This window comes from Natrialba aegyptia DSM 13077 (genome assembly GCF_000337535.1).
In the GTDB taxonomy this organism is placed as follows: domain Archaea; phylum Halobacteriota; class Halobacteria; order Halobacteriales; family Natrialbaceae; genus Natrialba; species Natrialba aegyptia.
On sequence record NZ_AOIP01000031.1, the window covers coordinates 298,923 to 321,074 of the forward strand.

Annotated in this window: 20 protein-coding genes and 1 tRNA gene; 15 read left to right on the forward strand and 6 right to left on the reverse strand. The window is 63.5% G+C overall.

What is annotated here, in order from left to right; all coding sequences use genetic code 11:
• Positions 1-55: 55 nt before the first annotated feature.
• The 4 genes from C480_RS23835 (at position 56) to C480_RS12600 (ending at position 2,137) form a co-directional block, all read left to right on the forward strand.
• Entirely contained in the window at positions 56-208 is a 153-nt protein-coding gene (locus C480_RS23835; protein ID WP_006665996.1) for a hypothetical protein, read from the forward strand.
• 169 nt (positions 209-377) lie between these two features.
• Complete coding sequence (gene bcp / locus C480_RS12590) at positions 378-842, forward strand: thioredoxin-dependent thiol peroxidase (protein ID WP_049903706.1); 465 nt, start codon at positions 378-380, stop codon at positions 840-842.
• 196 nt (positions 843-1,038) lie between these two features.
• Positions 1,039-1,719 carry a helix-turn-helix domain-containing protein gene (locus C480_RS12595; RefSeq protein ID WP_049903649.1) on the forward strand — a complete coding sequence of 227 codons (681 nt, stop codon included), beginning with the start codon at positions 1,039-1,041 and terminating at the stop codon, positions 1,717-1,719.
• Between the two features lie 67 nt (positions 1,720-1,786).
• A complete protein-coding gene (locus tag C480_RS12600) occupies positions 1,787-2,137 on the forward strand; it encodes a DUF7344 domain-containing protein (protein ID WP_006665999.1) in 351 nt (116 codons plus the stop codon).
• A 103-nt stretch (positions 2,138-2,240) separates the two neighbouring features.
• Here the strand turns inward: C480_RS12600 and C480_RS12605 are convergent, their stop codons facing one another.
• Both C480_RS12605 and C480_RS12610 read right to left on the reverse strand, forming a co-directional pair.
• Complete coding sequence (locus C480_RS12605) at positions 2,241-4,505, reverse strand: CDC48 family AAA ATPase (RefSeq protein ID WP_006666000.1); 2,265 nt, start codon at positions 4,503-4,505, stop codon at positions 2,241-2,243.
• Positions 4,502-4,750 carry a DUF7127 family protein gene (locus C480_RS12610; protein ID WP_006666001.1) on the reverse strand — a complete coding sequence of 83 codons (249 nt, stop codon included), beginning with the start codon at positions 4,748-4,750 and terminating at the stop codon, positions 4,502-4,504. The genes C480_RS12605 and C480_RS12610 overlap by 4 nt, the downstream gene beginning before the upstream one ends.
• Positions 4,751-4,914: 164 nt before the next feature.
• On the opposite strand from C480_RS12610, the gene C480_RS12615 reads away from it, so the two are divergent.
• The 8 genes from C480_RS12615 (at position 4,915) to gcvPB (ending at position 16,107) form a co-directional block, all read left to right on the forward strand.
• Positions 4,915-5,787: a TatD family hydrolase gene (locus tag C480_RS12615; protein WP_006666002.1), complete on the forward strand. Its 873-nt coding sequence runs from the start codon at positions 4,915-4,917 to the stop codon at positions 5,785-5,787.
• Between the two features lie 76 nt (positions 5,788-5,863).
• Positions 5,864-6,442 (forward strand): DUF2150 family protein, encoded by a 579-nt coding sequence (locus tag C480_RS12620; protein WP_006666003.1) that lies wholly within the window; start codon positions 5,864-5,866, stop codon positions 6,440-6,442.
• A 179-nt stretch (positions 6,443-6,621) separates the two neighbouring features.
• Positions 6,622-7,959 carry a hydroxymethylglutaryl-CoA synthase gene (hmgB, locus tag C480_RS12625; protein WP_006666004.1) on the forward strand — a complete coding sequence of 446 codons (1,338 nt, stop codon included), beginning with the start codon at positions 6,622-6,624 and terminating at the stop codon, positions 7,957-7,959.
• 193 nt (positions 7,960-8,152) lie between these two features.
• On the forward strand, positions 8,153-9,025 hold the full coding sequence (locus tag C480_RS12630; RefSeq protein WP_006666005.1) for a sulfite exporter TauE/SafE family protein: 873 nt from the start codon (positions 8,153-8,155) through the stop codon (positions 9,023-9,025).
• A gap of 18 nt (positions 9,026-9,043) precedes the next feature.
• Positions 9,044-11,566, forward strand: a complete 2,523-nt coding sequence (locus tag C480_RS12635; protein ID WP_006666006.1) for a heavy metal translocating P-type ATPase — start codon at positions 9,044-9,046, stop codon at positions 11,564-11,566.
• A 70-nt stretch (positions 11,567-11,636) separates the two neighbouring features.
• On the forward strand, positions 11,637-13,031 hold the full coding sequence (locus tag C480_RS12640; RefSeq protein WP_006666007.1) for an AI-2E family transporter: 1,395 nt from the start codon (positions 11,637-11,639) through the stop codon (positions 13,029-13,031).
• A 212-nt stretch (positions 13,032-13,243) separates the two neighbouring features.
• On the forward strand, positions 13,244-14,587 hold the full coding sequence (gene gcvPA / locus C480_RS12645; RefSeq protein WP_006666008.1) for an aminomethyl-transferring glycine dehydrogenase subunit GcvPA: 1,344 nt from the start codon (positions 13,244-13,246) through the stop codon (positions 14,585-14,587).
• On the forward strand, positions 14,584-16,107 hold the full coding sequence (gene gcvPB / locus C480_RS12650; RefSeq protein WP_006666009.1) for an aminomethyl-transferring glycine dehydrogenase subunit GcvPB: 1,524 nt from the start codon (positions 14,584-14,586) through the stop codon (positions 16,105-16,107). The genes gcvPA and gcvPB overlap by 4 nt, the downstream gene beginning before the upstream one ends.
• 32 nt (positions 16,108-16,139) lie before the next feature.
• On the opposite strand, the gene C480_RS12655 is transcribed toward gcvPB, so the two are convergent.
• The 3 genes from C480_RS12655 to C480_RS12665 form a co-directional block, all read right to left on the reverse strand.
• On the reverse strand, positions 16,140-16,736 hold the full coding sequence (locus tag C480_RS12655; RefSeq protein ID WP_006666010.1) for a GNAT family N-acetyltransferase: 597 nt from the start codon (positions 16,734-16,736) through the stop codon (positions 16,140-16,142).
• 129 nt (positions 16,737-16,865) lie between these two features.
• Positions 16,866-18,728 carry an NAD(+)/NADH kinase gene (locus C480_RS12660; RefSeq protein ID WP_006666011.1) on the reverse strand — a complete coding sequence of 621 codons (1,863 nt, stop codon included), beginning with the start codon at positions 18,726-18,728 and terminating at the stop codon, positions 16,866-16,868.
• A gap of 93 nt (positions 18,729-18,821) precedes the next feature.
• Complete coding sequence (locus tag C480_RS12665; RefSeq protein WP_006666012.1) at positions 18,822-19,001, reverse strand: DUF7838 family putative zinc beta-ribbon protein; 180 nt, start codon at positions 18,999-19,001, stop codon at positions 18,822-18,824.
• Between the two features lie 105 nt (positions 19,002-19,106).
• Here C480_RS12665 and C480_RS12670 point away from each other — a divergent pair, with 105 nt between their 5' ends.
• Both C480_RS12670 and C480_RS12675 read left to right on the forward strand, forming a co-directional pair.
• Positions 19,107-19,640 (forward strand): cob(I)yrinic acid a,c-diamide adenosyltransferase, encoded by a 534-nt coding sequence (locus tag C480_RS12670; RefSeq protein ID WP_006666013.1) that lies wholly within the window; start codon positions 19,107-19,109, stop codon positions 19,638-19,640.
• Positions 19,641-19,827: 187 nt separating this feature from the next.
• Positions 19,828-19,902: transfer RNA gene (locus C480_RS12675), tRNA-Val, on the forward strand.
• 424 nt (positions 19,903-20,326) lie between these two features.
• Here the strand turns inward: C480_RS12675 and C480_RS12680 are convergent.
• Positions 20,327-20,908, reverse strand: a complete 582-nt coding sequence (locus C480_RS12680) for a hypothetical protein (RefSeq protein ID WP_006666014.1) — start codon at positions 20,906-20,908, stop codon at positions 20,327-20,329.
• Positions 20,909-21,455: 547 nt separating this feature from the next.
• On the opposite strand from C480_RS12680, the gene C480_RS12685 reads away from it, so the two are divergent.
• On the forward strand, positions 21,456-22,109 hold the full coding sequence (locus tag C480_RS12685; RefSeq protein ID WP_006666015.1) for a hypothetical protein: 654 nt from the start codon (positions 21,456-21,458) through the stop codon (positions 22,107-22,109).
• The last annotated feature ends 43 nt before the right edge of the window (positions 22,110-22,152 follow it).

Below are 22,152 nucleotides of genomic sequence, written 5' to 3' on the forward strand. Positions count from 1 at the left end.
ACGACGGGCCAGCAATTATACCGCTCACCGGTGTAGCCGGGGGCGAGTGGCCCCGATGTCCGTGACCTGTGCAAACTGCGGCGAGGCCGACCTTCCGGTGCGCCGGTATCACGTCTATCTCACAACCGACGAGGTCGTCGAAGTCGATCTCTGCGAAGGCTGTCGCCACAAGTTCGTCACCGCACCCTGGGTCGAAGCCGTCGTGTGAACTGCTCCGGACCGATACGGACCGATCCGGACCGATCCGGACTGTTGGACGCCCGTTCCGGCGCAGTTGTGCCCCGTCCTGTCCTGGGTTCCGCGGAAAATCGTCCCGGTAGACTGTCTGAACCGACGTGAACCACAACACCTACGGTCGCCGTGCCGAACTCGTCTCTATGCTCGACGTTGGCGAAGACGCCCCCGCGTTCGAACTCTCCAATCAGTCCGGTGAGTCCGTCAAGCGGTCGGATTTCGATGGCCAGCGACTCGTCGTGTACTTCTATCCGCGCGCGAATACCGAAGGCTGTACCACCGAAGCCTGCGAGTTCAACGAGACGTTGTCGGCGTTCGACGACCACGACGTTGCGGTGGTCGGTATCAGCGACGACCCGGTTTCGGATCTGGCCGCCTTCGCGGACGAGTACGATCTTTCGTTCGATCTCCTCTCGGATGAGGACGGCGCGGTCGCGACGCAGTATGACTCCTACGGCGAGAAGCAAATGTTCGGCAACACGTTCGATGGCGTCTTTCGGAATACGTACGTCGTCGGACCTGACGGGACTGTTGAGGCGGTCTACGAGAACGTGAGTCCGGACGGACACGCCGAGACGGTGCTCGAGGATATCGCTAGTACCAACTGAAACGGTTTATAGGCTGATCGCCCAACCGTCGAGCGATCAAGTGTGCACTGACTTTCAGTGGCTACTAGAGGCCGCGGTGTACGTGAGCGGGGCCCGTTGCGTGCCCACCCTCTATCGCTCACTCGTCGTCACTTTCTCGCGCGGAGCACTCACTCTCTGGCCGCACACTTATCCACCGCGGGACGAAGGTGCTCGTATGAGTGTGATGGGCGAGTTCACCGTCGATTCTACCGATTTTGCGCTTCATCACGCGCTGTCGTCTGCGCCGAGCATCGTCATCGAGATCGAGCGCCTCGTCGCCACGACGCAGCATCGGCTCATGCCGTACTTCTGGGTCACCGGCGAGGAGCAAGAGCGGTTCGAACGGGCGTTCAGCGACGACCCGACCATCAGGCACGCGATGAGGGTCGATCGCGTCGACGACGCCGTCCTCTACCGCGCGGAATGGACGGAGAACATCGAGACGATCATCTACGCGTACGTCGAGATCGGCGCGACGATCCTCGAAGCGACGGGAACGAACGAATCCTGGGACCTGACGATGCGCTTCGACGACGAAAAGACGGTCTCGGCGTTTCACGAGTTCTGCCGAGAGAACGATGTCGAGTTCGAACTCGACCGACTCTACGAACAGAATCAGCCGATGGCGAGTTCACAGTACGGCTTAACGCCGATACAGCGGGAAACACTCGTAACCGCCTACGAGGAGGGACTCTTCGACGTTCCACAGCGGACGACCATGACCGAACTGGCGGAGCAGTTGGGGATCACACAGCAGGCGCTGTCCAAGCGCCTCCATCACGCGGAGAAGAACCTTATCGGTAACGTCTTGACGGTCGGACAGGTCGGCGAGGGTGATGACGCCGATTCCGGGTAACTACACTTAAATGACGATATATACAACCCCACCACTCTTTTCGCTAAGTCAAATATGAACACGTAATATGAGCGAACTCCGATCCGATCACGGAGACGTTGAAACGGTGTTTACGATGCTCGCAGACGACCGGTGTCGGTACGTTCTCCGGTGTCTTACCGAGCACGAGACGCCGATTTCGCTCGCTGAGCTGGCTACCGAGGTAGCCATCCGAGAACACGGGATAAGACCGGCCGACATTCCGGCGGCCGACACGAAACAGATCCACGTCACGCTGTATCACAAGTACGTCCCGAAACTGGCAGCGGCCGGCTTCGTCACCTACGACTCGGATCGAAACCGCGTCGACACGGTCGAGTCGTTCGACGCGGATATTCCAGCCATACTCGAGGCTGTCTCGCGCGCGACCGACGCTTAACGCACCCGCTCGGTACGACTGCCGACGTATACGCGACGGCGACCGTCCCACTGCACCGGTTGTCGAAGTGAAAATCCGCGTCGGCGGTGGCGGTCGGGTCGCGTTACTGGAACGTCCGTCCCAGTTGCTCCTCTTCCTGACCCGGTTCCGCCTGCTGGAACTGCTGTTCGATATCCTCGTAGCGCTCGCGCGTCTCGGGCGTCACGCTCGGCTGGACTTCATCGAGCGCGTGCTCGAAGTGCTCCTTGCTGATACGAACGTTCCCGACCGAATCGTCGATGTCCTCCGGCTCGACCGAGTTGATGAACTCGCGGCTGGCGGCCATCGAGGCTTCGCGGCAGACGGCTTCGATGTCGGCACCGACGTACCCTTCCGTCTCTTCGGCGAGCCAGTCGAGTTCAACGGCGTCGGCGAGCGGTTTGTCGCGCGTGTGGACCTCGAAGATGCGCTCGCGGGCCGCTTCGTCGGGGACGGGGACGTGGACGTGCCGGTCGAGACGTCCCGGCCGCAAGAGCGCCGAGTCGATGAGGTCCGGTCGGTTCGTCGTTGCGATGACGACGACGTCTTCGAGTTCTTCGAGGCCATCGAGTTCGGTCAGCAGTTGGGAGACGACGCGTTCGCCGACGCCGGAGTCGCCCTGTCGCTGGCCGCGTTCACCGGCGATGGAGTCGATTTCGTCGAAGAAGATCACGGTCGGAGCGTTCGACCGGGCCTTTTCGAAGATCTCGCGGACGCCCCGCTCGGATTCGCCGACGTACTTGTTCAGGAGTTCGGGGCCTTTGATCGAGATGAAGTTCGACTGGGCCTCGTTGGCGACGGCCTTTGCGAGCAGGGTTTTCCCGGTTCCGGGCGGGCCGTACATGAGGACGCCCTTCGCGGCCTGCATGTCCATCTGCTCGAAGACCTGCGGGTAGTCGAGGGGCCACTGGATCGTCTCGCGCAGGCGCTCTTTGGTGTTTTCGAGCCCGCCGACGTCGTTCCAGGTCACGTCGGGGACTTCGACGAAGACCTCGCGCATCGCCGAGGGCTGGATGCCCTTGAGCGCCTCCTTGAAGTCGCCTTCGGTGACCTGGAGCGTCTCGAGGACTTCGGCGTCGATCTCCTGTTCTTCGAGATCGAGGTCCGGCCGGATGCGCCGCAGCGCGTTCATCGCGCTCTCGCGGGTGAGCGACTCGATGTCGGCACCGACGAAGCCGTGGGTGTTCTCGGCGTAGCGGTCGAGGTCGATCTCGTCTTCTAAGGGCATCCCGCGGGTGTGGACCTGCAGGATCTCCTTGCGGCCGTCCTTGTCCGGGACGCCGATCTCGATCTCGCGGTCGAAGCGCCCGCCGCGTCGAAGCGCGGGATCGATGTCGTCGAGCCGGTTGGTCGCCGCGATGACGGTGACCCGGCCGCGCTCTTCGAGGCCGTCCATGAGCGAGAGGAGCTGTGCGACCACGCGCCGCTCGACGTCGCCGCCGGCTTCCTCGCGTTTGGCGGCGATGGAGTCGAGTTCGTCGATGAAGATGATGGCGGGGGAGTTCTCCTCCGCGTCTTCGAAGACTTCGCGGAGTTGCTCCTCGGACTCGCCGTAGTACTTCGACATGATCTCCGGGCCGGAGATGGTCTGGAAGTGGGCGTCGATTTCGTTGGCGACGGCTTTGGCCATGAGCGTCTTGCCGGTGCCCGGCGGGCCGTGGAGCAGGACGCCCTTCGGCGGTTCGATCCCGAGTTGCTGGAACAGCTCGGGGTGGCGCATCGGGAGTTCGATCATCTCCCGGACCTGGTCGAGTTCGTCGTCAAGGCCGCCGATGTCCTCGTAGGTGACGTTCGGGATGCCCTCGGAACCGGGCTCGCCGCCGGAGCTGACCTGTTCGGCCGGCGTCTCGGAGATGTCGATGGTCGTCGAGTCGGTGATGACGACGGTGCCCGAGGGCGAGGTGCTCGCGATCTTGAGCGGGACCGACTGGCCGGAGCTGGCCATCGGCCCGAACGAGAGCGAGAAGGGGACCGTCTGCCCCTCGGTGACGGCCTGGCCGCTCAGTTTATCGCGGACGAGTGGGCCGATGTCACCGCGGATGCGGAGGTTCTGCGGGAGTGCAACGGTGACAGAGGTTGCGGGATTGACGTCGGCGGGTTCGACCGAGACTCGGTCGTCGATACCGACATCGGCCTCCTGTCGAAGGCGGCCGTCGATTCGGACGATTCCCCGGCCCTCGTCTTCGGGATAGCCCGGCCAGACGCGAGCGACGGCCTGACTATCGTCGCTTCCCTCGATGAGGATGTAATCCCCGTTCTCGAGGTCCAGTTCGCGCATCGAGACGCGGTCGATGGCGGCCAGTCCGCGCCCTGCATCCTTCTGCTTGAGTGGTTTGACAGTGAGTTTCATCGGTCGCCCTCCACTTCGATAGTGAGCACCCCGTTTTTGATAAACGTATGCGCGTCGTCTGCACCGTCGGGGAGGTCAATCTCGTACTGTTCGCCGTCGATGACGGCGAGGACCGTGCTATCGACGACATCGACCGAGGCGTCGGCCGACGCCGCTCCGAAGTCGACGGCAAAGACCACGGCGTCGTCGTACTCGTATCGACGGGCGACCTGCTTTTCGCTGTTGGTAAATTGGTCGAGGTTCATTCGTTGACTAACCCAACGTAACCGCTACACCTATATAAGCATTGTTCCAATAAACCCGGGTACGTGAGGGTGATCACGGAAAGACCGTTGTTCGTAGTTCACACCGTTTCGACCCGCGAGAGGAAGCCGGTGACTTTTCCCGGTTCGCGCTCTCAGATCCGCGCATGATCGACGACGAGAACGACGAGCGGCCGGTTCTCGACAACCACCTCCACCTCGATCCGGACGCCCACCGCGGCATCGACGCCGTCCGAGACTTCGCCCGACTCGGCGGCACGCACCTCCTCGTGGTGAACAAACCCTCCTGGCACCTCGGCGTCGAGGCCGACACCGGCGAGGACTTCCGTCCCGTCTTCGAGCGCACCGTCGACATCGTCTCGGACGCCTCGGCTGAACTCCCCGGTCGCGCCTGGCCCGTCCTCGGCGTTCACCCCGGTCTGATCTCGCGACTGGTCGACGACCGCGGCTACAGTCCGGACGAAGCCCGCGAAATCATGCAAGGCGGGCTCGACGTGGCCGCCGAGTTCGTCGCGCGCGGTGAGGCCCTCGCGCTGAAATCCGGACGGCCGCACTACGACGTCTCCGAGGCCGTCTGGGACGCCTCGAACGCCGTCATGTGTCACGCCTTCGAGCGCGGCAGTGAACTCGACTGCGCGGTCCAGCTCCACGCGGAGGCGACCGAGGACATGACCGCGGTCGCGGAGTGGGCCGAAGACCGCGGGCTGCCCGCGCACAAGGTCGTGAAACACTACGCCGCCGGCCGGTTGGATGGGCCGACGCCGAGCGTCATGAGCGACAAGGACCGGCTCGAGCGCGCGGCCGAGCGCGCAGTCGAGCACGGCGCGCCGTTTCTGATGGAAACGGACTACGTCGACGACCCCGACCGTCCCGGAGCCGTCCTCGGACCGAAGACCGTCCCTCGCCGCGTCCGATGGCTACTCGAAGCGGGCCACGAGCAAGCGGTGCACACGGCACACGTCGACACACCTGCACTCGTTTACGGGATCGATACGGAAGGAACGCTCGAGCGGGCATAAACGCCGCTGCAGCGGTTCTGTCGCGACGACGTACAGGTAGAGAAAGGCATTTCAAGCGGCCGGTGTAGGTGTCTGTATGAGCAATCCCCCGACCGAGTACTACTCGGAGGAACGCTGGCAGAACTGGATCGATCGCATCAAAGACGAAGAGATCGATCCCGAGGACGAGTCATCGGCGCGACTCCTGCTCAATCTGCAGGATGATACGGCAATCGCCGTCGCGAAGATCGTCGCCGCCTACGACGACGGGGACCTCGGAGAAGAGGAAGCGCTCGAAGAGATCAACGACGTCCGCGAAATCGTCCTGAGCGAGGTCGACATCGAAGACGAGGAGAAACTGATCCTCGTCGACGGCGTCCAGACGAGCCTCGTCTGCGTCTTCTTCGCCGCCGAAGAGTTCATCGCAAACGGCCCCGCCGAAGACGGGAGCGTCGGCGACTACCTCGGCGCTGCTGCCGATGCCGAAGCCGAGGAAGACTTAGACGCCGCGCTCGGCTACGCCGCCCAGGCCGGCACCCTCATCATCGACGACGCTGAACTCGACATGACCGTCGCGGAGGACCTCGAGTACGGCCTCGTCACGGAGTGGATCAACGGTCTCGACAGCCTCCAGAGTGCGATGAGCGATCCCGAAGTCGTCGAAGAAGACGAATAACGCCGCGCTCGAAGCGAGTTTTCTGTTTCCGACATTCCAGGTCCGCTGGCCGAGTTCAGTTCGGCGAGCGCACCGAGTCCGCCGGGAGGGAAGTGCGGGTGTCAACACTGGCCGGCAGTCCGTCAATCGTCGAATCTTCGAACGACAATACCATATAGCTCGCTGTATAGTGTGGGGGTATGACAGCAGTCGGTATCGACGCCATCGAGATCTGGACCGGGAATCTCAAACTCGACTTGCCCGGGACGTTCGCGCCGGAAAAGGGCGAAGACCCCGAGAAGTACACGAAGGGACTCGGTCTGAACGCGAGTTCGTTTCCCGACAGTTACGAGGACATCGTCACGATGGGCGCGAACGCGGCCCATCGCCTGATGGAACGCAAGGGTCTCGAACCCGACGATATCGGCCGAATCGACGTTGCAACCGAGAGTTCGTTCGACAACTCGAAGCCGGTTTCGACGTACGTCGCTGGCTGTCTCGAAGACGTCTACGACGGCGATTTCCACCACGCGAACAAGGGCGAGCGGAAATTTGCCTGTATCGCGGGAACCCAGAGTCTGGACGACGCGTACAACTGGATCAGCGCGGGCCGAAACCGCGGCCGCGGCGCGCTCGTCATCGCGACGGACACCGCGCTGTACGCCCGCGGCGACGCCGGGGAGGCGACCCAGGGTGCAGGTGCGATCGCGATGTACATCGACGAGGACCCGGATCTGATCGAACTCTCCGCAGAACAGGGCTACGGCTCGGCCGACGAGACGGACTTTCTCAAGCCGAACCAGCAGTTCCCCTCCGTCGACGGGAAGCGCTCGGTGCAGGTGTATCTCGCCCGGATGCGCGAAGCCCTGGAAGACTACGAGAGCGCCGCGGGCGACGTCCATCCCGAGGACATCACCTTTGCGCCGTTCCACACGCCGTTCCCCGGCATGGTCCGCAAGGCCGCCTTGCTCGCCTACCGCCACGTCATCCGCGATACGAGCATCGAGGACGATCTGGCCGGCGAAATCGGTCGTCAGCCCCGTCCCGAGGCGTTCGATACCGACGATGACTATCGCGAGGCCCTGCGGGAGTACATGGACGAACTCAAGGAAACCGACCGCTACCAGGAGTGGTACGCGGAGATGATCGACCCGACGCTATCGATCTCCCGCGAGGTCGGCAACTGGTATACGGGTTCCGTTCACGTCGCCCGCGCGAGCGCGCTCAAGTCCGCACTCGAGGACGGCCGCGACCTGACCGGCGAAACGCTGCTCATCGGCTCGTACGGAAGCGGTGCGCAGGCCGAAATCCACACCGAAACCGTCCAGGACGGCTGGGAGGACGAGATCGAGGCGCTGAACGTGGACGAACAGCTTGCAGCCCGCTACGACCTGACCTGGGCGGATTACGAGGACGTTCACGACGCCCACAACCACGAGATGGACGTCGACGTCGAAGAGTTCACGACGCCCGACGAGGAGTTCGTCTTTGACGGCTGGGGCCGGATGGGCGAACGGCAGTATCGCTACGTCGAGTAACGAGGCGACTGACGAACGACGTACGACGAGCGACGAACGACGTACGACGAGCGTTCGACGACTGCTTTTGGCGGCATAATCCGAACTCGTTCGGGTGAGAGGCGGCGCGTACAGCCGTCTGCAGGGATCGAAGGCGAAACGCACTACCCGGTGGGGTGACTAGGTCGGCTAACGGCGAAAGCCCCGACCGATCATGGACCCACTCTCACTCCTCGGCGTCGACGTGGCCCTGTTGTTCGTTATCGGCCTGCTGGCCGGCGGACACTGTATCGGTATGTGCGGCCCGCTCGTGACGATCTATGCGAGCCGGATGGACGGAAACGGGAGTGAGAGCGGACGACAGTCGCGGGGGGCGACCAGTACGGACGGCGGACGCGCGTCCACTGCCGCCGGCAGCGCCCGCCCGAGCGGACACCTTACGATGTACGAAGTGCGCCAGCACGCGCTGTTCAATCTCGGACGAACGGCGAGTTACACGCTGCTCGGGGGACTCTTTGGTACGCTCGGCGGCATCCTGTTCGTGACGACGGCCCAACTCACGTCGCTCGTCGAGTTCGCCCGCGGCGGGGTCGGCCTGCTCGTTGGCGCGTTCGTCATGGTGACGGGACTCTACTACCTGCTCGGGCGGAGTACCGGCGGCGTCAGTCTGCCGGGCGGCGAGCGGCTCGTCGGCTGGCTGACGGGGTACGTCGATCGCCTGGCGAACGGGCCGGGCATCGTCGGCCTCGGCGCGTTACACGGCCTGCTGCCGTGTCCCATCCTCTACCCGGCGTTTCTGTACGCCTTCGCGACGGGATCGCCGACGCGGGGAGCGCTGGCCCTCGCCGCGCTGGGGCTGGGAACGGTCCCGGCCGTCTTCGCCTACGGGACCGTCATCGAGGCCGTCGACGTCGCCCACCGCCGGCGGGTACACCGCCTCCTCGGGGCGGCCTTCATCGTCCTCGGCTACGTCTTGCTCGCACACGGGTTGATGAGTCTGGGAATCCACGTTCCACACCCCGGATTGCCGTTCTACGACGGCTTCGACGTGGCGGGTATCGAAGCGGGCGGCCACGAGAACCACTGAGCGGACGATTCGATAGGTATGACGGAGACACCGAACTCTCACTCCGCGGTCGACGGCGATGCCGATAGCGGCTGTACCCTCTGTGATCTGCCGGTCGACGGCAGCGGCGTCGTCGCCGACGGCAACGCGTTCTGTTGTGTCGGTTGTCGCAACGTCTACGACGCGCTCGGCGACGTAGCGGACGTGGATGCAGCCGACGTTCGAAACGCGCGAGCGGCGGACGAGGCCCAAGACGGGACATCGCGGGACGTGCCGCCCGACCACGAAACCACGTTCCTCGAAGTCGACGGAATGTACTGTGCGACCTGCGAGGCGTTCATCGAGTCGGTCGCCGCGGAGACCGACGGCGTCAGCCACGCGAGTTCGAGTTACGTGACCGACACGGCGCGGATCGACCACGATCCGGACACCGTCTCGGTCGAGGACCTCAAAGCGGAGATCAGCAAACTCGGGTACAGCGCCTACGACCGCGCGGACGCGTTCAGCCGGCGGCGGGCCGACAACTGGCAGATGGCCCGCGTCGGCGTCGGCGTCCTCATGGGGATGATGGTGATGTTGCAGTACATCGTCATCATCTACCCGACCTACTTCGGCGGGCTGTTCTACGACGAGCGGACGACCGAGTTCTTCACGCAGACGCTCTCGAGCGAACTCGCGACCCCGTTTTACGTCGTCATCGCCGCACTCACGACGATCGTCCTTGCCGTGACCGGCAAACCGATCCTGCAGGGGGCCTACGTCGCCGTCAAGACGCGGTCGCCGAACATGGACCTGCTCGTCGCGATCGCGGCCGTTAGCGCGTACCTCTACAGCACGCTCTCGATCGCGACCGGCGGCGCTCACATCTACTACGACGTGACCGTCGCCATCGTCGTCATCGTCACCGTCGGCGGCTACTACGAGTCGACGATCAAACGCCAGGCGACCGAGCGCCTCTCGGATCTGACCGCCGTGCAGGTCGAGGAGGCCCGCCGCGTCGGCGACCAGGGCGACACCGAACCGATTTCCGTCGACGAACTCGACCCCGGCGACCGCGTGCTGGTCCGCACCGGCGAGCGCGTGCCAATCGACGGCACCGTCGTCGACGGCCGCGCCGCGGTCGACGAGGCCGTCGTCACCGGCGAATCGCTGCCCGTGACGAAAGAATCCGGCGACGAGGTCGTCGGCGGTTCCGTCGTCTCCGAAGGCTCGTTGACCGTCCGCGTCGGCGAGGACGCCACCAGCACCCTCGACCGGATCAGCGAACTCGTCTGGGACCTCCAGAGCGGCACCCACGGCATCCAGAAACTCGCCGACAAACTGGCGACGATCTTCGTCCCGTTCGTGCTCGTCCTCGCCGCCGTCGCCGCGGCCGCCCACCTCGCGCTCGGTGCCGATGTCACCGAAGCCCTGCTCACCGGGCTGACGGTCCTGATCGTCTCCTGTCCGTGCGCGCTCGGCCTCGCGACGCCACTCGCCGTCGCCGCCGGTATCCGGGACGCGCTCGAGCGTTCGATCGTCGTGTTCGACGACAGCGTCTTCGAACGCATCCGCAACGCGGACACCGTCGTCTTCGACAAGACCGGCACGCTCACGACCGGGGACATGACCGTCGTCGACACCGACCTTCCGGACGACCTGCTCGAACAGGCCGCCGCGCTCGAGGAGCGATCCGCCCACCCGGTCGGAAAAGCCATCGCCGCGGCGACACCGGTTGCAGACGGCGGTACGGTCGAGCCCGGGGCGTCGGCGGAAGGCAACGTGGCCGACGCAGGTGACGCGACTGCCGGCGACCCGATCGGTGACGACGAAAACGCGCCCGACCGCGTCGACACGTTCGACTCCCACCGCAACGGCGTCTCCGGCACCGTCGACGGCGACGAGTTCATCGTCGGCCATCCCGACCTCTTCCGGGACCGGGGCTGGGACGTGCCGACCGAACTCGCCGACCAAATCGGGGCTGCGCGCGAAACCGGACGCGTCCCCGTCGCCGTCGGCCGCAACGGCACCGCCTCGGGCGTCATCGTCGTCGGCGACGAACTCCGGGAGAACTGGGACGAGACGCTGACGGCGATCTCGGAGAGCGGCTCCGACATCGTCGTGCTTACCGGCGACGACGCGCGGGCTGCGACGCAGTTCCGCGAGCACGACGCAGTCGGTCAGGTTTTCGCCGGCGTCCCGCCCGAAGGGAAGGCCGAAACCGTCGATCGGCTCAAGCAGACCGGCCGAACCGTCATGATCGGCGACGGCACCAACGACGCCCCCGCGCTCGCGAGTTCGGATCTCGGCATCGCGCTCGGCGGCGGCACGGCGATGGCGGCCGACGCGGCCGACGTGGCGCTCGTCGACGACGACCTCTCGTCGGTCGAGACGGTCTTCGAACTCGCGCGGGCGACGGATCGGCGCGTAAAAGGAAACATCGGCTGGGCGTTCTGTTACAACGCGGTCGCGATTCCGCTCGCGGTGACGGGGCTACTCAACCCGCTGTTCGCCGCGCTCGCGATGGGCGCGAGCAGTCTCCTCGTCGTCACGAACTCCTCGCGGTCGTTGCTTTCGGAGTGATCGCGCTGCCCGATTGCGGGCCGTCGTTTCATCAATATAATACGTTCGGAGTGCGTACCGGCCCGTATTCATGGCCGATCGTCCGCCGTCAGGGGAGTGGTTTGCCAAGCGACCGGGGCTAACCGTCCTCGCTATCGTCGCCGCCGTTCTCGGACTTCTCGTTATTCTGCCCTATCTCCAGTACGTCCTCCTGGGGGTCGTGCTCGCGTACGTTCTCGTTCCGGCACAGCGCTGGCTCGAACAGTACGTGAGCGCGCTCATCGCGGCCCTCTCGCTCGTCGCGGTCACGATCCTCGCACTCTTGCTGCCGTTGGCGTACGTCCTCGCCGTCGCGTTCCGCGAGGCGCTCAACCTCGTCGACGTGATCCAGGACGGAAACGGCAACCTCGATGTCACGATCATCGAATCGCAACTCGAAAACGTGGGCTACTCGGTCGATCTCGTCGAGTTCTACCAGACCTATCAGGACCCGATCGCGACGGGACTGCAAGGGCTGGCCATGAGCGCGGTCGAGATCGCCGGCGGCGCACCGGGACTCTTCATCGGCCTCACCGTGACCGTGTTCGTCCTCTTTGCCCTGCTGCGCGACGGCGGCGAATTCGTCGTCTGGATGCAACGCGTGGTCCCCATCGAGGACGACCTGCTCGCGGAACTGCTCGCTGAACTCGACCAGCTCATGTGGGCTTCGGTCGTCGGGAACGTCGCCGTCGCGATTATTCAGGCGGTCCTGCTCGGGATTGGTCTCGCCGTCCTCGGCGTTCCGGCGGTCGTCCTCCTCTCGGTCGTCACGTTCATCTTCGCGTTACTCCCGCTCATCGGAGCCTTCGGCGTTTGGGTCCCGGTTTCGATCGGACTACTTGCCACCGGCCAATTCGTTTCGGCCGCGATCCTCATCGTCTACGGCTCGATTGTCAGCGCCTCGGACACCTACATCCGTCCCGCACTCATCGGCCGCACGAGCGCGTTCAACTCGGCGATTATCGTCGTCGGCATCTTCGGCGGCCTCGTCGTCTTCGGGGCCGTCGGCCTCTTTATCGGTCCCGTCGTCCTCGGCGGGGCGAAGATCACCCTCGATCTCTTCGCCCGCGAACGCGCCGACGCCCCGCAACCGGTTACCGGCACCGCTACCCCCGGTGCCGACAGTGCGGTTCAGACCGAACCCGAAACCGGACTCGCCGGCGAGCAACCCCCCGAGAGTGAACTCGACGTGGACGAAGGTGGCGATACCGAGACGAACGCGGATGAGACCGCGGCCGGCGTCGACGGCGACGAAGCGACGGAACGTGAGTACGACGGCTCTCCCGACGAGAGCGACGAGAGCGACGAGACCGATGGGGCCGATGAGACTGGCGAAACCGGCGATACCAACGAGACCGACGGAACTGACAGAACTGACAGAACTGACGAGAATCTCGATACCAACGACGAGACTGCAACCGATACCGACTCCGAACTCGACCGGTAGCCAGTCGTGGCCGACTGTCTCGCACCGAAACACGCTGCCCGCCCACGCGGAACGGGTGCGTTAATTAGCCCCTGGCCGCAACGAACTGCTATCGTGTCCCGAATGCCATCCTGTAATCGAGAGGGGGATCGAGAGAGATCGCGACAGCGACAGGACACCCATCGCACCACAGCCAGCACCCGAATCCGGAGCCAAATCACCGGGAGGAGGGTATGAACGGGGCAGAAACACGCGCCTCCGGGAGTCCGTACGCCCCCCACACGGCCGACGAGCGCGATGCGATGCTCGAGGCGGTCGATGCCGACTCTATCGCGGACCTGTTCGACATTCCCGATACCGTCCGATTTGCGGACGAGTTCGGTATCGACGCCCGGACCGAGCGCGAGACGAGACGACTCGTGCGCTCGATTCTCGGACGCAACGAGAATCTAACGGAACTGCTCGGGCGTGGCCACTACGGCTACTACGTGCCCTCGCTGGTCGATCACCTCGCGGACCGCTCCGAATTTCTCACCTCTTACACGCAGTACCAGCCCGAAATCTCGCAGGGGTTTCTGCAGGCGCTGTTCGAGTACCAGTCGCTGCTGGTCGAACTGACGGGACTCAAAATCGCCAACTGCTCGATGTACGACGCGGCGACCGCCCTCGGCGAAGCCGCGACGCTTGCGGATCGCGTCCGCGAGACGAGCGGCCACCGCGTCCTCGTGCCGGACCTCCTGCGCGAGGAGCGCCGGAGCACCCTCGAGAACTACGTCGCCGGCACCGATCTGGTCGTGGAGGCGTACCCAACCACAGACGGCGCTATCGACGCCGACGAACTCGCCGACGCGGTCGACGAAGATGTCGTCATGCTCTACGCCGAAAACCCGACTGTCCGCGGGACAATCGAGGAACGCCTCGACGCCGCGAGCGAACTCGCGACCGACGCTGACGCGCTGTTCGTCCTCGGTTCCGACCCGGTCGCGCTCTCCCTGCTCCAACGACCCGCCGACGTGGGAGCCGACGTAGTCATCGGCGACGCGAGCGTTCTCGGTCTGCCGACGAGTTACGGCATGGGCCTCGGGCTGTTCGCCTGTCGCGAGGACTACCTGCGGCAGGTCCCCGGCCGCCTGGTCGGCGTCAGCGAGGATGCAACCGATCGGCGGGCGTTCACGCTCACCCTGCAGACCCGCGAACAGCACATCCGCCGCGAACGCGCGACGAGCAACATCTGTACGAACCAGGCCTGGGTCGCCCTTCGAACCGCGATGCACGCCGCCGCACTCGGCCCCGACGGAATGGTCGACCTCGCGAAACGCGGCGTCACCCGCGCCGAAACTCTCGCCGAGCGACTCGACGAACTCGTCGGCGTGTCGGCTCCGGTCCACGATCGCCACCACATCCGCGAGTTCGTCGCGCACGTCGATCAGCCCGCGCCGGCGATCGCCGAGGACCTCGAAACGCGTGGCTTCGCGGTCCACGTCGTCGGCGAGCACGAACTCCAGTGTTGTGTCGCCGGCGTTCCGGACGCCGAACTCGACGCGTTCGTCGCGGCGTTTTCGGAGGTGGTTCGATGAGCGACGGAGACGAGTTGGCGTCCGACGCCGAACAGGTCCGCTACGACCAGGCCCGCTACGTCAACGACGGCCAGTACGAACCCCTGCTCTCGGAGAAAGACCGGACGCGCGTCGAGATCGGCGACGACTCGCCGCTTCCCGACGACCTCACGCGAGACGAACTCGAACTGCCCGCCCTCTCCGAACCCGAACTCGCCCGCCACTACACGCGCCTTTCGCAGATGATCTACGGGATCGACAGCGGTCCCTACCCGCTCGGCTCGTGTACGATGAAGTACAACCCGAAATTCACCGAAGACGTGGCGGCGCTGCCGGGCGCGAGCGTCCACCCCGATCGCTCGGCGGCGTCGGTGCAGGGCACGCTCGAACTCCTCTCTCGTCTGCAGGACTACCTCGGCCGAATCGGCGGCATGGACGCCGTGACGCTCCAGCCGCCAGCCGGCGCAGCGGGCGAGTTCGTCGGCATCCGCGTCGCCGCGGCCTACCACGAACACAACGGCGAGGGCCACCGCGACGAGGTCATCGTTCCCGAGAGCGCCCACGGGACCAACTTCGCCAGCGCCGCCCTCGGCGGCTACGACGTGGTGTCGCTGCCCAGCGACGACGAGGGACGGGTCGATCTCGACGCGCTCGACGCCGCCCTCTCGGAGCACACGGCGGCACTGATGCTCACCAACCCGAACACGCTCGGCCTGTTCGAGCGCGACATCGAGAAAATCGCCGACATGGTCCACGACGCCGGCGGCCTGCTCTACTACGACGGCGCGAACCTGAACGCCCTGCTCGGGCGCGCCCGCCCCGGAGACATGGGCTTCGACATCATGCACTACAACGTTCACAAGACGTTCGCGACGCCCCACGGCGGCGGCGGTCCGGGCGCGGGCCCCGTCGGCGTCGTGGACGAACTCGCGCCGTTCCTGCCCGCACCGCGGGTGCGAGCGGCCGACGACGCACGTACAGGAGACAGAGACGGTGGCAGTGCCGGTACTGGTGCCAGTACCAGCGAGCAGCGCTACGAACTGTTCGATCCCGAACACACCATCGGCAAGGTCCACGGGTTTCAGGGCAACTGGCTCGTCCTCGTAAAGGCCTTCGCCTACATCGCCAGACTCGGCGACGAGGGACTCGCAGATGCAAGCGCGAAGGCAGTGCTCAACGCGAACTACCTCGCGAGCCAGATCGAGTTCGGCGTTCCGTACGGCCCGTTCCACCACGAGTTCGTCGCGAGCGCGGGCGAGCAGGACGCGGCCGACGTGGCAAAGCGGATGCTCGACTACGGGGTGCATCCGCCGACGACGAAGTGGCCCGAAATCGTCCCCGAGGCGCTGATGACCGAACCGACGGAGGTCGAGAACAAGGACACGCTCGATCGGTTGGCAGCGGCGTTCAACGCTGTCGCGCGGGAGGACGACGAAACGCTTGCCGACGCGCCGGAGCGGACGACCGCGCGGCGGATCGACCAGACCAGCGCGGCGCGAAGCCCGCGCCTATCCTGGCACGAACTCGCTGGCGACGACTGAGAGCCACGAACGGACGCGATCGCGTCCCGCTGTCAGTCGCGGTTTCGCTCCCACTCCGAACGGGAGATGCTGTACCGGATGCTGTCTCGCGGCTCGTCGTCGATGATGATATCGTTGCGGATCCGTCCCTCTTTTTGGCCGCCGAATCGCTCGACGTACTTCTCGATGGCGCGGCGGGACTTCTCGTTCGCGGGATCGTGTGCGACCGTGACCACTTCGAGGTCGAGGCGGTCGAAGGCGAGTTCGAGCATCCGGGCGGCGCGCTCGCCGGAGTAGCCCCGGCCCCAGAACGGTTTCCGGAGCCACGCACCGAAGACCGCGAGCCGGCGGTCCCAGTCGGGGTGGATACCGGCGAAGCCGGCGAGTTCGTCGGCGCGGTCGCCTTCCGTCGGTCGGAGGGCGTAGGTGGCCGCCGCGCCGTCTTCGAACTGCTCGCCGCAGTGCTCGACCCAGTCGGACGCCTCCTTGGGGTGCTGGTGAGGATCCCAGGTGACGTACTTCGTGATCTCGTCGATGCCGGGTGCGCCGGCGTGAACGTATTCGTACAGTTCGTAGGCGTCGAACTCGTCCGGGTGGAGCCGCTCGTACCGGAGTCGTTCGCTTTCCATCTCCGTCGGGAAGAGTGACATGTTCCTACACCCACAGTGTGTAGCGGGGACGATAAACGTGTTCGAGGCGTGGAACCGACGCTCACACCACCGAAACAGACTTCAACGGGATCGGGTACGCGACAAGGCGAGTGTCGAACGGCGACCGACTCAGCGATCCGCTCTGCGGTCCGACAGCCCCGTCTTGAGATGCTCCACCAGCGCCGGGTGCAACGGGCCGTTCGAGCCGAGCAGCGCCGTGCGGTCGTCGGCCTCGAGTTCAAAGACGAACGGGTCGCCGCGTTCGTCGGTGATCGTCGCGCCGGCAGCTCGTGCGATGACGAGGCCGGCAGCGATGTCCCAGGGGTGGGTGTCGTGTTCCCAGGTCGCGTCGGCGCTGCCGCTCGCCAGGTAGCAGAGATTGAGCGCGGCCGACCCGAGACGACGGACGCCGCGAGATTCCTGGTAGAAGTGCGAGAGGAAGGTGCCGTCGGGGTCGTACCCCGAGATGAGCATGCTCTCGTCGAGGCGCTCGCGGTCCGTCGTCTCGATCGGATCGCCGTCTCGTCGGGCACCGACCTCGGCGATTGCGCTGAACAGTTCGTCCGTTTCGGGGACGTAGACGACGCCCATCACCGGCGTTCCACAATCGAGCAGCGCGATCGAAACCGAGTAGTTCGGATTGCCGTGTGCGAAGTTCCCGGTTCCGTCGAGCGGATCGATAACCCAGGTGTAGCCGTCGGCACGGTTTCGCCGCGGTTGCTCTTCGGAGACGATGCCGTGCTCGGGGAACTCGTTGTCGATAACGGTCGTGATGATCCGATTCGCCTGGTGGTCGGCCTCGGTGACGATATCCGATTTGTCGCTTTTGACGGTGATGGAATCGACCTGGCCGTGGAGTTCGCGCAGCGGCTCGCCGGCGGCCTCGGCAGCCTCTGTTGCAACCGTGCGGGCGTATTCGAGGGTCGTCCGGTCGTCACGTCCCGTCGACGGAACAGCGGGCGAATCGGAACGGCTTCCCGTCTCACCGGCATCCGCCGCTGAACTCGACTTCGCTGGGTCCGCTTTTGCTTCCGATGCCGTTTCCAGTTCCATCGGTGTCGCCGACGAGATCGCTCCAGCGTGCAATCCCGATCCGAGAGCGCGGTCCGTCTCCGAACGCGGTGTCGACGGCTGATCGTCGACGGCGCGAATTCCCCAGCCGAGTTTCTTCGCGATTGCGGTGAAGAAGTGGTCGTCGTAACTCGTTCGGACGACGTGCGCGAGCCTGTCAGCACCCGTCAACAGGACGCTTTCACCCGTTTCGAGGCGGGTGTGCGTCCGCCCGCCGTCGACCAGCAACGTCGCGGGGCCGCGGGTGACGATTCGGAGTTCGGTCGAGGGCGAGACGACGATCGGCCGAACGCCCAACTGGTGGGTGTGCAACGGGACGAGTTGCAGCGTGTGGTTGTCGACCGGGTAGTGGATCGGGCCGTTCGCGGACAGCGAAATCCCGGTCGACCCGGTCGGCGTCGAGACCGCGAGTCCCGTTCCCTCGAACTCGCCGATGTACTCGTCATCGGCGTAGACATCGAGTTGCGTCACCTTGCTGTCGACGGGGTTTTCCGGCGGAACGTGCTCGATAGTCACGTCGTTGATTCCCGTCGCATCGACGTTCGAGCCGGTGACGGCGACCTGTTGGCGGCTGTCGACCTTCGCACGTCCCCGAACGACTTCGTCGAGGGCGGCCTTGAGATCCTCGGGTTCGACGCGGGCCAGAAAGGAGAGGGTACCCGTATTGACTCCGAGTTGGGGAACGTTCCGCGGTGCAAAGGTCTTGATCCCCTCCAGAAAGGTGCCATCACCGCCGATCGTGATCCCGAGTGTCGCCCGGTTCGAATCGTATCGATCGCCGATCTCGTCGCCGACGTCGACCGTCGACAGCGCGATGTCACGCGCTGTGGTCCACGACTCGAGTCCGGCGACGACATCGTCACTGTCAGGACTGACGATCGCAATAATCTCGTCCGTCGTCGCGAGCCTGCGTCCTTGCATCGGGAGGTCCAGCGGAAACTGGTAGGTGTTCGGTTCGTGCTGACAGGTGGCGATTTCCGGTACTGGTACTGGTACTGGTACTAGTACTGGTGACTAGACATCCACACTCGAGTCGACAGCAGTTCCGTTGTCGCCAATCTGGACAAATCCGTAGTCACAGTCCGGACAGTGCCACTTGACTTTCTCACCGAGGTGCATCGTCGTACTCGCCGCGCGGTAGAACGTCCGTTCGTCGCCACAGTTTGGACACTCGTGGTCGAGTTCCATCGTCATACGCGGCGATTGCACACGGACCAAATTGAACGTACTGGTTCCCGATCGTACCTCCGAATTACCGCTCGGCCAGCAATTAAGTAATCTCCCTTCATCGGTTCGGCCATGTCGATCTACACCGGCCGCGGCGACGACGGCAAAACCGATCTCCGGGATATGACCCGCGTCTCGAAGACCAGCCCCCGAATCGAGGCCTACGGTACCGTCGACGAACTCAACGCCCTGCTCGGCACGATTCGACCCACCGGCCACGCCGACATCGACGATCAACTCCGCACCGTGCAGAACCACCTCCACATCGTCCAGGCCGACTTTGCGAATCCCGACCCCGATGAAGACGACCCGGCGATCACCGCCGCCCACGTCGACACCGTCGAAGACTGGATCGACTCGTTCGACGCTGAACTCGAGCCGTTGACCGCCTTTATCCTCCCCTCCGGGAGCAACCCCGGCGCGCAGTTACACCACGCTCGAACCGTCTGTCGCCGAGCCGAGCGACGAGCAGTTGCACTGGCCAGCGAAGAGGAGATCAACGAGCAAGCGGTGCAGTACCTCAACCGACTCTCCGACGGCCTGTTCACGTTCGCCCGCGTCGTCAACGCTCGGGAGGGTGAACCGGAGGAAACGCCGGAATACTAATCGTCTGGAGCAGCGAGAGAACGCTCCATGCGTGTCGGTATCGGTGTCGGTATCGGTTGCACGACAAAGCGGTTTGTAGCGTCGTCGACCGGACGGCTGGGAATCGCCAGAACGACAGCGGATACAGGGTATCGGCCTCGAACGTGAAAGGAAGTCTTAAGTCGAACGCACGGATACGACCCTATGCGGGTTGGTGATCTAGTCCGGTTATGATACCTCCTTCACACGGAGGAAGTCGGCAGTTCAAATCTGCCCCAACCCACTCGGATTCCTACTCTTGGCAAATTACGGGACGACGGAGAGGCGCTTGTATAACCCCTCAGACACCCGAGACGCGAATTCACCAAGTTCACTATGGCCGCCCTCCACCGTGGCGCGATTACACCCTAAGGAGGGGCTGCTTCTGACAAAAGGTTACTCGTCTCTCTCGTCAGCGCGCGTCAGATCTCGAGTTAGAGTTGACTCCCTGATATTCACTTGCTCATGAGGCATTCTCACTTGCCGCTCACTGCGATTCGCCATGGTACCCACTGCCCCTGATGCAGAACTCGCTCTCACGGAATTCTCATTCGTCTGATGAGATTCTGGACCTGACGCAGAGACGCGAATTCACTCGAACTTGGCGGACTCGGGGCAACCAAAAATGAGAATCGCTACTGCGAGATCAGAGCGTAGGGTTCGTAACCCTACTCGTCGGCGTCCTTCCTCTCCTTAACCTTCCCGGAGACGACGGAGTACCCCTCCTGCGTGAAGCGGTACTTGCTCGGGTCGGAGTAGGGATGGAGGACCACTCGACCGACAGCCCTGTTCACTTCGTCTTTGACCTCGTTGAAGTCGTACGGGTTGTCGACTTCGTCGAGGAGGTCGCGGGTGATCCCTTCCCGGTCGCAGATCTGGTCCACGAGCGTGTGGAGCGCGCTGGTGTCACCGTACGGAGCCGCGTTTCGAGTGTCGCGGCCCGGATCGTATTCGGTGTCCAGCATGATGGGGTTCGTCCCCCCTTGGAACTCCTTCACGAGGTAGCCGTCCTCGGTCAGGTCGTTCAGGAGCCGGGTGTAGTCGAGCGAAGTGAGGACCCGGTCCTTGTCGTCGATGACGTCCTCGACGTCGTCCGCTTCCTCCACGTCGTCGAGGAGGTCTGGACGGTTGAATGTCTGTGGCCCGTGAACGTGGGCGATGGTCAGTACTACTCGTCGTCGTGCCGCGGTGAGATCGTCCCACGGCGTGTGTTCGATGTCGTCTGCGGGAGGTTCCGAAATGGAACTCATTGTATTGTTGAGACTCTACGCCTGAGTGGAGGGTAAGGTATAAGACTAGGGCTGCCGAAAATTCGACTACGCCCCGACACCTGCCCACCACAAGGGCCCCGTGCCCCTCGACGCTAGAGTAATAGGGTGGCTGACGGGCGAAACGACTCGTCCCCCACTCCAGCCTGGCAGCATCGGTGGGGAACTGGGTCATTCTCTCGCTGATTTCCTTGTAGTAGGCTGGGGATTCCAGCGTCTAGTCACGACAACGTGCGTATATGACTTAAGTGTTATCCCACCTACTTCCGGAGATGGGTACCTCCGAGTATGTATTGGCACTCTTGCAGAAAGGTATGATTATGGAGGCAGAGGAGAGACGGAAGAGAAGATCACTGGAATAGGCGTTATACCCGCTATAGAAACTATAAGACGTTTACTTCTAGTTTAATTCGGCTCCTCTCAAATGAGGCATAGAACTGATATCGATCCAGATTATGATCTACTCCAGGTATAGAATCCAGTTCTGCGAAGAGCTTATGGTTGTACAGTTTGAGTATGTGAGCAAGATATGGAAACCACAGCCAAATTAGAATACGGACCGTTGGAAGTCGAGATTCACGCCTTTGACGACGAGAACTACCAGAAAGAGGTCCTCGATCTAATTCAGTTCATCGAAGATAACCAGGAGTCGTTGGAAGAATTAGAGGGGGGAGACGAGGATGCAAAAATGGAACGTCCCAAAGTTGAGGGAACGTCCCTGGAGGAGTTTACTGAAAACGGAAACGAAGACGACGAGGAAATCGAACAGGAATCTGGTCCCTTTAGCGACATTTCTTCTAAACTGAGGGTGCCCGAGATCGAGTTAGAGAGATGGTTTTACATCGATTCAGATCGAGATGAACCACCAGTTATCTATCTCGATGAGATAGGGAATATTGGAGAGCGGAAAACCGATCGACAGAGGGTCGCTTCACTTGCGCTTCTGTATATCTGGCACGAATGCTACGAAGTCGACCGCGTAAAGTCATCGGCTCTGAAGGATGCTCTCGAACTTTCAGACATCTCATCTAGTGGGATGGGGAACATGTATCAGGGTGATGGTGATCGCTACTTCGATCGCAGAGGGCGAGGCCCATCTGCTACTGTCGGACTAACCCCACCTGGGAGAAGACAGGCAAGGAAAGTCCTAAGGAGATTTGTTCAAGACGAAGAGTCTGATTGAGGGTTCCTATTGCCAGAGCGAGTAGGACGCGATTTGAGAGACG